Genomic DNA, 12,642 nt, shown 5'->3' with positions numbered 1-12,642 from the left:
GGCTACAGTCCAAAGGCCAGCTTGGCAATGATGTTCTTCTGCACTTCGCGCGCGCCGCCATAGATCGTGGAGGCGCGCGCGATCAGATAGCCCGACGTGCGGCCGCCCATGTAATCCGGCCAGTTTTCGTCGACCGCCAGATCACCCTGCGGCTCGCCGTGATCGTCGAAACGCATCGCGCGGGGACCGAGTGCGTCCATTTGCAGCTGCGTCACGCGCTGTTGCATCTCCGACCCGCTGATCTTCAGCGCAGAGACGACCGCATCGAGATTGCGCTCGCTCTTCTCTTCGGCAAGGATGCGGAGCACCGACCATTCGAGCGCCATCAGGTCCGCTTCGACCTGGGCGACCTTGCGCGCGAACCCGGGTGTATCGATGAGCCGCACGCCGTCCTCCCGCTCCTGCCCCGCGATGTCTTTCGCGCGTTGCAGCTCGCGTTTGTTGAAGTACAGGAACGCGCTCGCCGTGCGCTCCTTCTCGAGGAGGTACTTCGCATAGGTCCATCCCATGCCGGCCTCGCCCACGAGATGCGACTTCGGCACACGCACGTTTTCGAGGAACACTTCATTCAGGCCCTTGCCGCCCTCGATCGAAACGATCGGACGCACCGTGATGCCCGGTGTGTCCATTTTGACCAGCAGGAAGGAAATGCCTCGTTGCGGCTTGACGCTCGTATCGGTCTTGACGAGGAAGAAGCCCCAATCGGCAATCGTTGCGTCGCTGGTCCAGATCTTCTGGCCGTTGATCACGTACTCGTCACCGTCGAGCACGGCCGTGGTCTTCAGTCCAGCCAGATCCGAGCCCGCGTTCGGCTCTGAAAAGCCCTGGCACCAGAACTCGTCGCCGCGCAGAATAGGCCCGAGAAAACGCTCCCTCTGCCAGTCCGAACCGAACGCGATGATGACGGGCGCCACCATCTGCGTCGACTGCCACCCGTAGTCCATGGCATCGGCGTTGTACAGCTCTTCCATGAAGATATGCTTGCGAAGCGCGCTCCAGCCGGTGCCGCCATGTTCGACGGGCCAATGGGGCGCACCCCAGCCGCGCTCGTACAGAATGCGCTGCCATCTGCGGATGTCATCGCGCGCAGGCGGATGCACGCCGACACGCCAGCGGCGTGAAATGTCGGCCGGCGCATGCTCACTGAAAAACATTCTGACTTCCCGACGAAATGATTCGTCTTCCTCGCTATAGCCCAGATGCATGCCTGACTCCTGAATCTCTTGCGCCCTCGTTGTCTGCTCTGTCGCGCCACTGCGCCGCGCTTGTGCGGGTGCTCCGCCTAGCGGCCTCTGAAAGCCGGGGCGCGTTTTTCTCTCGCGGCGAGCCGGCCCTCCGCGGCGTCCTCGGAGTTCACCGCGAGCGCCACCGCGTTCAGTTCCTGCGCAAGAAACTCTTCCATGCCACCGGCGTTCATTCTGAACAACTGCTTGGTCAGCCCGAGCGAGAAAGTCGGGCCAGCCGCCAGCTCGCCAGCCAGCTTTTCGGCGGCCGCGTCAAGCTCGCCGTCCTCGACGAGATGACTGGCAAGACCCATATCGAGTGCTTCCTTGCCGCTCAGCCGGCGATTCAGATACATGATTTCCTTGGCGCGAAACTCGCCGCAATGACGCGCAAGCAGATACACCATGCCGCCTTCGGGTAAGGTGGCGCGCATCAGGAAGGCGGGAATGAACTGCGCCGTATCGGAAACGATCAGCTGGTCCGCGCACAGCGCAAAGCTCCACGCAATTCCCACGGCAACCCCGCGTACCGCCGCGACCACTGGCTTGTTCAGGTTGTACAACCGAAGCGCGATCTTCTGATACACCGCCATCGATGCGCGCGCGTGCGCCACGCTCATCTGCGGTGGCGCGGCGCCGCTGCCCTTGATGTCGGCACCGGCGCAAAATGCGCGGCCTGCGCCAGTGAGAATCACCGCGCGAATCTCCGGATCCTTTTCGATGCGATCGAGGTGGCCGAGAATCAGTTCAAGCATTTCCGGCGTCAGCGCGTTGAGCTTCTCGGGGCGGTTCAGACACAGCGTCGCAACCGCGCCGTTCAAAGTGAGTTCAACATCCATGATGTTCGGATCTTCGTCTGAGTTTGGTTCGTCCGTTCGACGGTCTGGTCAACTGCCGCGAGCATGCAGGCGGATCATCCCGTCGCCGAACGGCTCGTCGCGGCGCTTGAGCGCTTCCTTCAGGCCAACCGCTTCCATGTCCGCCTTGAACTGCGCGCGGCGCGGCCCCTGGCTCTGGTGAGCCCGTGAGTCGTTTTCCACCGCGAGCCGCTGAAGCGTGCGCGAACCGGCCAGCTCCAGCCCGATGTTGACAATGCGCTTGTTGGCCGCAAGCAGATCGGCATCGACAAACGACAGACGGCGTGCCAACTCGCCCACCTCCGCTTCGAGCTGCTCTGCCGGCACCGCATCCATGACGAGCCCGATCTTCGCGGCGTCGCGGCCCGTCAGCGAGTCGCCAGACAGCAGCAGGCGCTTCGCCCACTGCGGGCCGACGTGATAGAACCACATGTGCGCAGGCGGCGAGCCGTTCGCGCGCGTGGCGGGAAAGCCGATCCTTGCGTTGTCGGCGGCGATCACCATGTCGCACGCCAGCGCGAGATCCGTGCCGCCCGCAAGACAGTTGCCATGCACCTGCGCGATGATCGGCTTGTGGATATCGGCCATCAGATTGACCGTCTCCGACTGCCGCTCCATCGACCAGCAGTCGTCGTCGAAGCTGCGAATCGTTCCACGATAGTCCCCCGGATCAGCGGCGTCCGCGGCCCGATCCGAATACGTCGTCACCAGATCGTAGCCTGCGCAGAAGTCGCGGCCAGCTCCCGACAGTACGATCACGTTCACCGATTTGAGGTCGTCGGCTTCGAGCAACGCCGCCTTGAGTTCCTGCAGAAGCGGATTGTTGATGGCGTTGCGCTTGTCCGGACGACTCAGCGTGATGCGCGCAACGCGTTGCGCCACTTCAAACTTCACGCACTCCGATGTTTTCAGCCATTTGGCCATGGTCGATTCCCTCCAATTGAGGCGATTACCGTTCACCGGGCAAACTGCGCGCGCAGACTTACCTTGCTGATCTTGCCCGTCGGCAGCCTCGGCAATTCGTCGACGAATGCAATGGCTTTCGGACATTTGTAGCTCGCGATCAAGCCGCGACAGAACTCGATCAATTCGGCTTCGCCCGCTTGCTCGCCACGGCGCAACACGACGATCGCCTTGACGCACTCTCCCCACTTCTCGTGCGGCACGCCGATCACCGCCACGTCGATGACTGCCGGATGCTGGAGCAGCGAATCTTCGACTTCACGGCTGTAGATGTTCTCGCCGCCGGAAATGATCATGTCCTTCTTGCGGTCGACGAGGAAAATGTAGCCGTCCTCGTCCTGGTAGCCCATGTCGCCCGAGCGATACCAGCCATCGCGCAGTGCTTCCACCGTCGCCACGCTGTTGTTCCAGTAGCCACTCAACTGCGTCTGCGAGCGCAGCCAGACCTCGCCGGTCTGGCCTTGCGGCAGATCGTTGCCTTGATCGTCGACGATGCGCAGGTCGATGCCGGGGCACGGGCGCCCCACCGATGCGAGACGCCGTACCTGTTCCGGAGACCCTTTGGGCTTGACCTCGTGCGCAGGCAACCAGCAGGCGTTGCTCTCGGTCATCCCGTACTGGACCGAAAACACCGGGCCGAGCACCTGAATGCCGCGCGACAGCAGCGGTGCAGGCACCGGGGCTGCCGCCGTGACGATGTTTTCGATGCTGGACACGTCATAGCTCGACAGTTCGGGCACATCGAGGACCGCCTGAAGCATCGCGGCAACCATGAACGTGAAGGTGATCCGTTCTTCAGCGATCGTCTCGAGCATTTGCTTCGGCTCGAAGGCGCGGTGCACGACCGTCGTGCCGCCCATCCAGGCCACCGAATTAACGAAGCCAATCCCGCCGACGTGGAACGCCGGCGTCGTCTGTAGCACGCGGGTATTGCCCGAAAACTCCGTCACCAGCGCGCAGCTTTCCGCGGTGACGCACATGGCATGGTGCGTGCGCACGACGCCCTTGGGACGCCCCGTGGTGCCGCTCGTGTACATCAGGTACGCGTAGTCTTCCGGTTTCGAACGGATCGGCGGCCCTTCCACTGGGCCGGCTTCCATCACCGCCTCGAACGAAACGGCCCAATCCGGTGCGTCGCCAATGCAGATGTACTGCTCGATTTCGGGCAGTTGCGAACGCAGTCCGTTCACGACATCGGCATACTGAGCCTCGAATACGAGCGCCTTGGGGGCCGCGTCCTTAAGAATATAAAGAATCTCCGCGGGGGCCAGCCTGAAATTGACGGTTGCCAGAATGAAGCCGGCCCATTCGCATGCACGGTAGCTCTCGTAGTACTCCGCGCAATTCATCGCGAGGATCGCAACCCGGTCCTGACGCCGCAGGCCGCGCTCATATAGCGCTCCCGAAAAGCGGCGTGCACACTCCGCCAACTGACTGTGCGTCAGACGCCGGTCGGCGTACACGAGCGCCGTGTGGTCGGCATGCAAGCGCGCGTTTCGCTCGATCATCTCGCCAAGGGTTCTCATCTCAATCCTGTCGTTGTTTTGTCAGATCGACTGTTAGCCAGCGAGCGTCTGCGGATCGGCCAACACGATTCCAATGAATGCGGCGAACCGCGCCGCGTCGGCTCCGTTGATCACTCGATGGTCGTAGCTGAGCGACAGGGGCAGCATCTTGCGCCAGCTGACGCCGCCGTCGTCCGCCGGCGCGGCTACCAGCCGGGTTTTAGTCACGCCGAGAATCGCCACCTCCGGCGCATTGACGATAGGCGTAAAACCAGTACCGCCAAAGCCGCCGAGCGAACTGATCGAAAAGCAACCGCCCGACATCTCTGCCATCGATAAACCCTTTTCGCGCGCCTTCTGCGAAATTGCTGCAAGTTCCACCGAGAGTTCTTCGACACTCTTCCGGTCGCAATCGCGCAGCACCGGCACGAGCAATCCGAAGCGCGTGTCCACGGCGACCCCGATGTGGAAGTACTTCTTCAGAACGATGTTTTTGCCGTCACCGTCGAGCGACGCGTTGAATTGCGGGAACTCCTGCAAAGCCCGCACCACGGCTTTGATAAGGAAGACGAGCGGCGTCAGCTTAACCGCCGTGCCCGCCTCGTTACGGGCCTTGCGATAACTTTCGAGCGACGTAATATCAGCGTCGTCGTGGTGGGTCACATGTGGGATCGTCAGCCAGTTGCGCGACAGGATGGCTCCTGTGAGCTTCTGGATGCGCGACACCGGCTTGACTTCCACCTCGCCGAATTCGGCGAAATCGACCTGCGGCCAAGGCGGCAGATTTGCGCCGAAAGCGGGGACCGCAGCCTCGCCGGGGCCGGTATTCACATCGGACTGCGGTCGCGTAGCAACGGATTCGACACTCATCGCGGATGCCTCTTCGAACGACTGTTGGACAGCGTGACGGCCTGCGGCCAATCAGACGATTTCCGCCAGCACCGTGCCGACGGGATACACTTCGCCAACCTGGGCAACGATGCGCAGCGTGCCCGACGCGGGCGACTCGACTTCCTGAATCGATTTGTCGCTCTCGAGCGCGTAGAGAATCTGCCCTTCGCTCACGGTTGCGCCGTCGTCCGCCAGCCATTCGGCAAGCGTGCCTTCGTTCATGGAAAAGCCCAGTTTGGGAAGCAGAACTTGTGTGGTCATGACCTTGCTCTATTGATGATGGAATTCCGGGTGTTCGTGCTGGTCATTTCAGCGTCGCGCGAACCGCCGATTCGATTTCGGCCACGCCCGGTACGAACGCGTCTTCGAGCGGCTTGGAGAACGGCACGGGGCAGAATTGCGCGCCTACGCGCTGCACGGGCGCCTTGAGCTCGCGAAAGAGGGCTTCGTAGATACGGGATGCGATTTCCGCACCCACGCCGAACGGTTTGACGGCTTCGTGCACGACAACGGCGCGCCCGGTTTTTGCAACCGAAGTCAGGATAGTTTCGGTATCCAACGGAGAGACAGTGCGCAAATCGATCACTTCGCAGGCGACACCATCTTTCGCCAGCACTTCGGCAGCAGCCATGGCTTCCTGCACGCGGCGGCTGTAGCTGATCACCGTCACGTCGGTACCCGCGCGAATCACGTTGGCTTTGCCAAGCGGAATCGCCACGCCGCGCTCCGGCGCACTGCCCGGATTCCAGTAGGTCGGCATGTTCTCGATGAAAAGGCAAGGGTCGTCATCACGGATGCAGGACAGCATCAGGCCATACGCATCGGCAGGATTCGACGGTGTGACGACCTTGATGCCGGCAACGTGCGCAAACCAGGCCTCGAGGTAGTCGGCATGCTGGCCACCCGTGCCGAAGCCCGCGCCCGTCATGGTGCGGATGACGATCGGCACATGGGTCTGTCCGCCCGACATGAACCGCAGCTTCGCGGCGTGATTCACGATCATGTCCATCGCGACGGTCGTGAAGTTCATCAGCATGATTTCCGCCACAGGACGCATCCCGACCATCGAAGCGCCGATTGCCGCACCGATGATGGCCTGCTCCGAAATCGGCGTCGAACGCACCCGCGACGTGCCGTATTTCGACGACAGTCCCTTCGTTACGCCGACAATGCCGCCCTCCTGGCCGTCGGCAACGTCTTCACCCAGCACGATTACGTTGGCGTCGGCGGCCATCGCGTCGTCGAGCGCGAAGTTGACCGCCTGGATGGTGTTGATGTTGGTTGGCTGCTGGCTCATGCAAGCACCTCGTCCTTGAAGATGTCGCGCCGAAGCTCCGCGACATCGGGATATTCGCTCGACAGCGTGAATTCGACCGCAGCGTCGATCTGCGCCTCGTGGTCGGCTTCCATCGCAACCAGTTGCTCCTCGGTCGCATGCTTCGCATCGATGAGCCACTGACGGAACAGCGGCACCGGATCCTTCGCGAGCCAGGCGGCCTTTTCGTGCTTGTCCATATAGGCGTCCGGGTCGCCGAACACGTGCCCCTGAAAGCGGAACGTGTTCGCTTCGATCAGCGTCGGGCCGCCGCCGTTGCGCGCGCGTTCGACCGCTTCGTGCGCCGCCTTGTGCATCTGAATCGGATCGTTGCCGTTCACCGTGATGCCCGGCATCTGGTACGCGACGGCGCGCTGGGCGATGTTCGGCACGGACGTGCCATACGCGTATTTGGTGTGCTCGGCATAGCCGTTGTTCTGGCAGACGAAAATCACCGGCAACTTCCACACCGACGCCATGTTCAGCGACTCGTGGAAGGCGCCAATGTTTGATGCGCCGTCACCGAAGTAGGCCACGGCCACGCGTGATTCGCCGCGAATCTGCGCCGCGAGCGCAAGCCCATTTGCGATCGGCATCGAACTGCCGACAATGCCGGTCGTCACCATGACGCCCGACGCGGGATGCGTGACGTGCATCGGGCCGCCCTTGCCTTTGCACGTCCCCGTCACTCGCCCTCCGAGCTCGGCCCAGAGTTCCTTGAGCGGCACACCTTTGGCGATCATGTCGTGGACGCCGCGGTAGATCGTGCAGATGTAGTCGTCGTCGGTGAGACACACCGACATCGCCGACGGAATCACTTCCTGGCCGCGCGGCGAGTAGTACGGCATCACCAGCTTGCCGGCCTTGATAACGGCACGAAAGCGCTCATCGTTCTGCTTGATGAGAGCCATGCGCCTGTAGATGTCGACCAGGACTTCGCTGCTGGGCGGCTGATAGGCATTCATTCGTCACTCTCCTGTGTCACCAGATCTTTTGCGCGCCGCTCGCATGCAGCGCCGCGATGTAACCGAACACGAACGATGCGCCAATGCTGCTGCCGGCGCCCGGATAACACCGGCCAACCACGGATGCCGTGCAGTTGCCGGTGGCGTACAGTCCAGGGATTTGCGAGCCGTCGTCCTTCAGCACGCGTCCGAACTCGTCGGTCACGAGACCGCCTGCCGTGCCCACATCCCCTGGATACATGCGCACGGCGTAGAACGGCCCCTCCTCGATCGGCCCGAGATTGGGGTTCGGTTTGATGGTCGGGTCTCCATGACAGCGATCGAATGCGCGCGAGCCGCGACCGTAATCTTCGTCGACGCCCGTTTCGCAGAAGCCGTTGAAGCGCTTGACGGTCTCGAGCAGCCCAGCACGGTCGATGCTGCATTTCGCGGCCAGTTCTTCGAGCGTGTCTGCCTTGATCATGTATCCACTGTCGAGCCACTTCTGCGGAATCTGGCCCGGCATCGCCGTGCCCCACGGGTAGTACTTACGCTGCCGGCTGTCCATGACGACCCATGCGGGAACGGCCTTACCCGTCTGCTTGTGGCGCTGGTACATGCGTTGACCGATTTCCATGTACGCTCCGGCTTCGTCGCAAAAGCGCTCGCCGTCCTGGTCGACCATGATCGAAAACGGCAGCGACAGGTCGAGGTGATGCATGAACGGCAGCGGCGAACCATCCGGCGCGCGTGCACCTTCGGGCAATTCCTCGTTGGGACCGAGCGACGTCACGACCCACCACGCTTCCTCCATGCAGTCCACTGCGCCGCCGAGCGCAATCGCGGCTTGCAGGATTTCACCGGTATCGCCCGGATTCGCATTGGTCCAGTCCGCGGACGACGGCTGCGGCTGGTACCTGCGGCGCATTTCTGCGTTGTGTGAAAAGCCGCCGGTATTCAGCAGGACGCCTTCGCGAGCGCGCACGCGCAACTCGCGGCCGCTGCGTACCGCGACGATGCCGGTCACGCGTCCGTCCTCGACGATGAACTCGCGCACCGGCGTGTCCGTCCAGATCGGCACGTTCGCGCGCAGCGCCATCTGCAGCATGCGCCCTTGAATCGCCGCGCCGTTGGCCACGAGCTCCTTGCCGGTGATCTTCTGATAGAGCATCCGGCCACCCAGTTGCATCGCCTTGCGCTTGCCGCCCCACGTCCGCTTCATCAGAAACAGTTGCGGATACTCGTCCGAGTTGGCCGGCATCGACGGCCCCTTGTAGCGCGACAGACGCGGCGCCCATTCGCCCAGTTCCTTCACGTCGAACAACCTGGCGAGCAGCGACCGGCCACGCGGCTCGCCGCCGGGCAGCGTGTCGTAGTAATCGGACCAGCCGTCCGCGTACACGAACTGCATCCCCTGCTGCTCGAGAAACTCGGCCATCTTCGGGCCGGTGCGCAAGTAAGCCTCGCGTCGCGCGTCAGAAGTGCCCGGGCCTTGATAAGTAACCGCCGCATCGAAGTACTGGCGCGCGCGTTCATAGGAATCGCTGACGCCGTGACGCTTCATCACATGATTGTTCGGAAGCCACCAGACCCCGCCCGAATATCCGGTCGAGCCGCCGACCTTCGCCTGCTTCTCGATGATCAGTGCTTCTTTGCCCACCGACTTGCAGGCAAGCGCCGCACACATCGAACCCCCGCCGCTGCCGACCACCACGAAGTCGTAGGTTGCGTCCCAGTTTGTCGGCATCACTCATCCCGCGCGATGAATTCGCGCAGCGCGCGATGGAAGTTCGAAACCGACGATTCCTGCAGCGGATTGGTGCGCAAACCCTTGAAGCCGCGCGACTTCATGCCCTGCTGAACGTTGGTCATGTTCTGAAAGTCTTGCCACAGGATCAGGCCGAAGTTCTCCTGCGCGTTCTCCTTCCAGTCGTCCACGCCGTAATAGAACTCGCGCTTCAACGGCGGCTCCGCCCCAGGCGCGAAGCGCTGCAGCGACCAGATGTCGTAGATGCACGAATCCGGGTTGTCGCCGTCCGGCCGCGCGCGATAGAACAACGCGCCGTCGGGGTACGGCAGGAACACCAGATTCGGAAAGACGTGCCAGTCCGCTCCCGCGCGACCCAGTTGCTCGAAAGAGATCTCGGGCCAGCCCGCACCCTCGGCGATGGCCGCCTCGCGTTGAAATTCCATCGCCTTCCCAAGGACTTCGAACTGGTTACCCGACGGCGACATTTCGGTCATCAGGCGCTTCGCGGCTTCGTAATCGCGCGCGGTATTGATCGCCTTCAGAGTCTCTTCCATTACCCGGAAAAAGTTCACGAGCCCCTGGCGTACGTCTTCCGGCATCGGCTTGCCGGTTCGCGGCGAGGGCGCGCCGATCATCCGCGTCGCCGTCGAATAACCAAACATCCCATGGCGGCCATAGGAGAAACTGCGCGTCACGTCATCGCCGGCGACGTCGAGCAGTTGCGGATGCGTTGCCGCTACGTGATAACCCTCGTTGAACGCTTCGAGTGCAACCTTCCAGTTGCACGGCAGACGAATCGACTTGTACCAGCGATAGCGCATCTTTTCGAACTCGAAGCAGTTCGTGATCTCCGGCACCGGGTCGAGAAATTTCGCGAGCGGCTCTGCATCCGGATCCATATTGATGAACACGAACCCGCCCCACGTATCGACCAGCACGTCCGTGAGACGAAGGTCCCCGTCAGCCATGTCCGGGCAACCTTGCCAATCTTGCCTGTCGAGCACACGCCCAAGACTGCCATCCAGATTCCACTGCCAGCCGTGATAGGCGCAGTGAAATTTCGCGGCCTTGCCACAGCCGTTAGTCAGGCGCCGGCCACGGTGCTGGCAGACGTTGAAGAAGGCCTTGATCTGATCTCCCGCGGTTCGCACCACGACGATCGATTCGCCGGCCACGTCGAAGGTCACGAAGTCGCCCACGTTGGGAATCTCTTCGAGGCGGCAGGCGACCTGCCAGGCTCGCGGCCAGAGGCGCTCGTGCTCGCGCTCGAGAAACTGCTTCGACAGGTAACTGTCCTTCGGGACAAAATCGAGGCGGACAGTGTGCTCACCCGAATCGGGACTGGTGTTACCCATTGTTATCTCCTTCGTCATATGGCCGGCGTAGGCGCCGGTCCCGGCTTTTTATGTAGCGGCCGCGCGCTCGACGGTCCTATTGCAACTCTCAGTTCAATTATCTTGAACAGCGTTCGGGCCAGTGTCAATCCGGGCGAACGTCAATCGAGCGCCGCGGTCAGTGCCGGGACAGCGTCGAAAAGGTCGGCGCTCAGACCGTAGTCGGCCACCTGAAAGATCGGCGCCTCGCTGTCCTTGTTGATCGCGACGATGACTTTCGAGTCCTTCATACCGGCGAGGTGCTGAATCGCGCCCGAGATACCCACCGCGATATACAACTGAGGCGCGACGATCTTGCCGGTCTGGCCGACCTGATAGTCGTTCGGCACGAAGCCGGCGTCGACCGCGGCGCGCGACGCGCCGACCGCGGCGCCAAGCTTGTCCGCAAGCGCGTCGAGCAGTTTGAAGTTGTCGCCGTTCTGCATGCCTCGGCCGCCCGACACCACGATGTTGGCTGCCGCAAGCTCCGGCCGGCTCGATTTCGTCAGTTCCTGGCCGACGAAACGGACCTCGTCGAAAACCGCTGCCGATGCGACTGCGCGCGACGGCGCGGCGGCCGAACCGGTAGCGGCCGCATCGAAGGCGGTCGGACGAATCGTGACGACCTTGATTGCGTCGGACGATTGGACCGTGGCGAGTGCATTGCCGGCGTAGATCGGACGCACGAACACATCGGGGGCCTTGAAAGCGATCACGTCGGAAATCTGCGCGCTGTCGAGCAGCGCGGCTACCCGCGGCATGAAGTTCTTGCCCACGGCCGTGGAGGCCGCGATCACGTGCGTATAACCGCTAGCCAGCGAAACGACGAGTGCGGCCAGATTTTCCGGCAGCCCATGCGCGTATTCGGGTGCATCCGCGACGAGCACTTCGGCGACGCCGGCAACGTTCGCGGCCTGCTCTACCACCGCCGACGCGCCGTGGCCTGCGACCAGTACATGAATGTCGCCGCCCGCAGCGCCCGCCGCCGTGATGGCGTTGAGCGTGGCGCGCTTGAGGCTTGCGTTGTCGTGTTCGGCGATAACGAGAATAGTCATGATCAGATCACCTTCGCTTCATTACGAAGCTTTTCAATCAGCGCTGCAACATCGGGAACCATCACGCCGCCCTTACGCGCCGGCGGCTCGGTCACTTCGAGAACCTTCAGACGAGGTGCAACGTCGACCCCCAGCGCGTCGGGGCTTAGCGTCTCCAGCGGCTTCTTCTTCGCTTTCATGATGTTGGGCAGCGTCACATAGCGCGGACTATTCAGACGCAAGTCCGTCGTGACCACCGCCGGCAGATCGAGCGCGACACGTTCGAGTCCGCCATCGATCTCACGCGTGACGAGTAGTTGTTGACCGTCCACTTCCGTCTTGAACGCGAACGTGGCTTGCGGCCAACCGAGCAACGCGGCGAGCTTCTGGCCGGTTTGTCCCGCGTCGTTGTCGATGGCCTGCTTGCCGAGCAGCACCAGTTGCGGAGTTTCCCGCGCGGCCACGGCGGCCAGCAGTTTGGCGACCGCGAGCGGTTGCAGATCCGCATCGCTTTCCACCAGCACCGCGCGATCAGCCCCCATCGCGAGCGCCGTGCGCAGCACCTCCTGCGATTGCGCGGTTCCCGCCGACACCACGACGACTTCACTCGCCACGCCCGCTTCCTTGAGGCGCACCGCCTCCTCCACCGCGATCTCATCGAACGGGTTCATGGCCATTTTCACGTTGGCCAGATCGACGCCCGAACCATCGGACTTCACCCGAGGTTTCACGTTGTAGTCGATCACGCGCTTCACCGCGACCAGTATTTTCAATTTGACGCTCCGAA

Annotated in this window: 12 protein-coding genes; all 12 read right to left on the bottom strand. The window is 62.5% G+C overall.

The features are described 5' to 3' along the window. Window positions 1-2 precede the first annotated feature (2 nt). The 12 genes from OKW30_RS25610 to OKW30_RS25555 all read right to left on the bottom strand — a co-directional run bounded on the left by OKW30_RS25610 (window position 3) and on the right by OKW30_RS25555 (window position 12,628). Window positions 3-1,205, bottom strand: a complete 1,203-nt coding sequence (locus tag OKW30_RS25610) for an acyl-CoA dehydrogenase family protein (protein ID WP_187630168.1) — start codon at window positions 1,203-1,205, stop codon at window positions 3-5. 77 nt (window positions 1,206-1,282) lie between these two features. Beyond that, window positions 1,283-2,062 (bottom strand): enoyl-CoA hydratase/isomerase family protein, encoded by a 780-nt coding sequence (locus tag OKW30_RS25605; protein WP_429347952.1) that lies wholly within the window; start codon window positions 2,060-2,062, stop codon window positions 1,283-1,285. Window positions 2,063-2,110: 48 nt separating this feature from the next. Next, window positions 2,111-3,004, bottom strand: coding sequence for a crotonase/enoyl-CoA hydratase family protein (locus OKW30_RS25600; RefSeq protein WP_429292148.1), 894 nt, complete (start codon window positions 3,002-3,004; stop codon window positions 2,111-2,113). 32 nt (window positions 3,005-3,036) lie between these two features. Continuing rightward, window positions 3,037-4,569: a class I adenylate-forming enzyme family protein gene (locus tag OKW30_RS25595; protein WP_429347951.1), complete on the bottom strand. Its 1,533-nt coding sequence runs from the start codon at window positions 4,567-4,569 to the stop codon at window positions 3,037-3,039. A gap of 33 nt (window positions 4,570-4,602) precedes the next feature. Next, the gene (locus OKW30_RS25590) at window positions 4,603-5,418 is read right to left on the bottom strand and encodes a 2-oxo acid dehydrogenase subunit E2 (protein ID WP_429347950.1); all 816 of its coding nucleotides are present in this window, start codon (window positions 5,416-5,418) and stop codon (window positions 4,603-4,605) included. Window positions 5,419-5,469: 51 nt separating this feature from the next. Then, window positions 5,470-5,700: a biotin/lipoyl-containing protein gene (locus OKW30_RS25585; protein WP_018425497.1), complete on the bottom strand. Its 231-nt coding sequence runs from the start codon at window positions 5,698-5,700 to the stop codon at window positions 5,470-5,472. Window positions 5,701-5,743: 43 nt separating this feature from the next. Further along, window positions 5,744-6,736, bottom strand: a complete 993-nt coding sequence (locus OKW30_RS25580; RefSeq protein ID WP_184064334.1) for an alpha-ketoacid dehydrogenase subunit beta — start codon at window positions 6,734-6,736, stop codon at window positions 5,744-5,746. Further along, on the bottom strand, window positions 6,733-7,719 hold the full coding sequence (locus tag OKW30_RS25575) for a thiamine pyrophosphate-dependent dehydrogenase E1 component subunit alpha (protein ID WP_090808816.1): 987 nt from the start codon (window positions 7,717-7,719) through the stop codon (window positions 6,733-6,735). The genes OKW30_RS25580 and OKW30_RS25575 overlap by 4 nt, the downstream gene beginning before the upstream one ends. A 16-nt stretch (window positions 7,720-7,735) precedes the next feature. Then, complete coding sequence (locus OKW30_RS25570; protein ID WP_429347949.1) at window positions 7,736-9,445, bottom strand: FAD-binding protein; 1,710 nt, start codon at window positions 9,443-9,445, stop codon at window positions 7,736-7,738. Next, on the bottom strand, window positions 9,445-10,803 hold the full coding sequence (locus OKW30_RS25565) for an aromatic ring-hydroxylating oxygenase subunit alpha (RefSeq protein ID WP_429347948.1): 1,359 nt from the start codon (window positions 10,801-10,803) through the stop codon (window positions 9,445-9,447). Before OKW30_RS25565 ends, OKW30_RS25570 begins: the two co-directional genes overlap by 1 nt. Before the next feature lie 140 nt (window positions 10,804-10,943). Then, complete coding sequence (locus OKW30_RS25560; protein WP_187630176.1) at window positions 10,944-11,876, bottom strand: electron transfer flavoprotein subunit alpha/FixB family protein; 933 nt, start codon at window positions 11,874-11,876, stop codon at window positions 10,944-10,946. A 2-nt stretch (window positions 11,877-11,878) separates the two neighbouring features. After that, window positions 11,879-12,628, bottom strand: coding sequence for an electron transfer flavoprotein subunit beta/FixA family protein (locus OKW30_RS25555; RefSeq protein WP_184050247.1), 750 nt, complete (start codon window positions 12,626-12,628; stop codon window positions 11,879-11,881). Window positions 12,629-12,642: the final 14 nt, after the last annotated feature.

Source organism: Paraburkholderia sp. Clong3, from assembly GCF_050436485.1.
Lineage (GTDB): Bacteria > Pseudomonadota > Gammaproteobacteria > Burkholderiales > Burkholderiaceae > Paraburkholderia > Paraburkholderia tuberum.
This window is presented reverse-complemented; position numbering and strand designations above follow the sequence as displayed.

Coding starts and splice junctions, on each gene's coding strand:
- OKW30_RS25610 (WP_187630168.1), bottom strand. CDS start 1,205: ATGCATCTGGGCTATAGCGAGGAAGACGAATCATTTCGTCGGGAAGTC.
- OKW30_RS25605 (WP_429347952.1), bottom strand. CDS start 2,062: ATGGATGTTGAACTCACTTTGAACGGCGCGGTTGCGACGCTGTGTCTG.
- OKW30_RS25600 (WP_429292148.1), bottom strand. CDS start 3,004: ATGGCCAAATGGCTGAAAACATCGGAGTGCGTGAAGTTTGAAGTGGCG.
- OKW30_RS25595 (WP_429347951.1), bottom strand. CDS start 4,569: ATGAGAACCCTTGGCGAGATGATCGAGCGAAACGCGCGCTTGCATGCC.
- OKW30_RS25590 (WP_429347950.1), bottom strand. CDS start 5,418: ATGAGTGTCGAATCCGTTGCTACGCGACCGCAGTCCGATGTGAATACC.
- OKW30_RS25585 (WP_018425497.1), bottom strand. CDS start 5,700: ATGACCACACAAGTTCTGCTTCCCAAACTGGGCTTTTCCATGAACGAA.
- OKW30_RS25580 (WP_184064334.1), bottom strand. CDS start 6,736: ATGAGCCAGCAGCCAACCAACATCAACACCATCCAGGCGGTCAACTTC.
- OKW30_RS25575 (WP_090808816.1), bottom strand. CDS start 7,719: ATGAATGCCTATCAGCCGCCCAGCAGCGAAGTCCTGGTCGACATCTAC.
- OKW30_RS25570 (WP_429347949.1), bottom strand. CDS start 9,445: ATGCCGACAAACTGGGACGCAACCTACGACTTCGTGGTGGTCGGCAGC.
- OKW30_RS25565 (WP_429347948.1), bottom strand. CDS start 10,803: ATGGGTAACACCAGTCCCGATTCGGGTGAGCACACTGTCCGCCTCGAT.
- OKW30_RS25560 (WP_187630176.1), bottom strand. CDS start 11,876: ATGACTATTCTCGTTATCGCCGAACACGACAACGCAAGCCTCAAGCGC.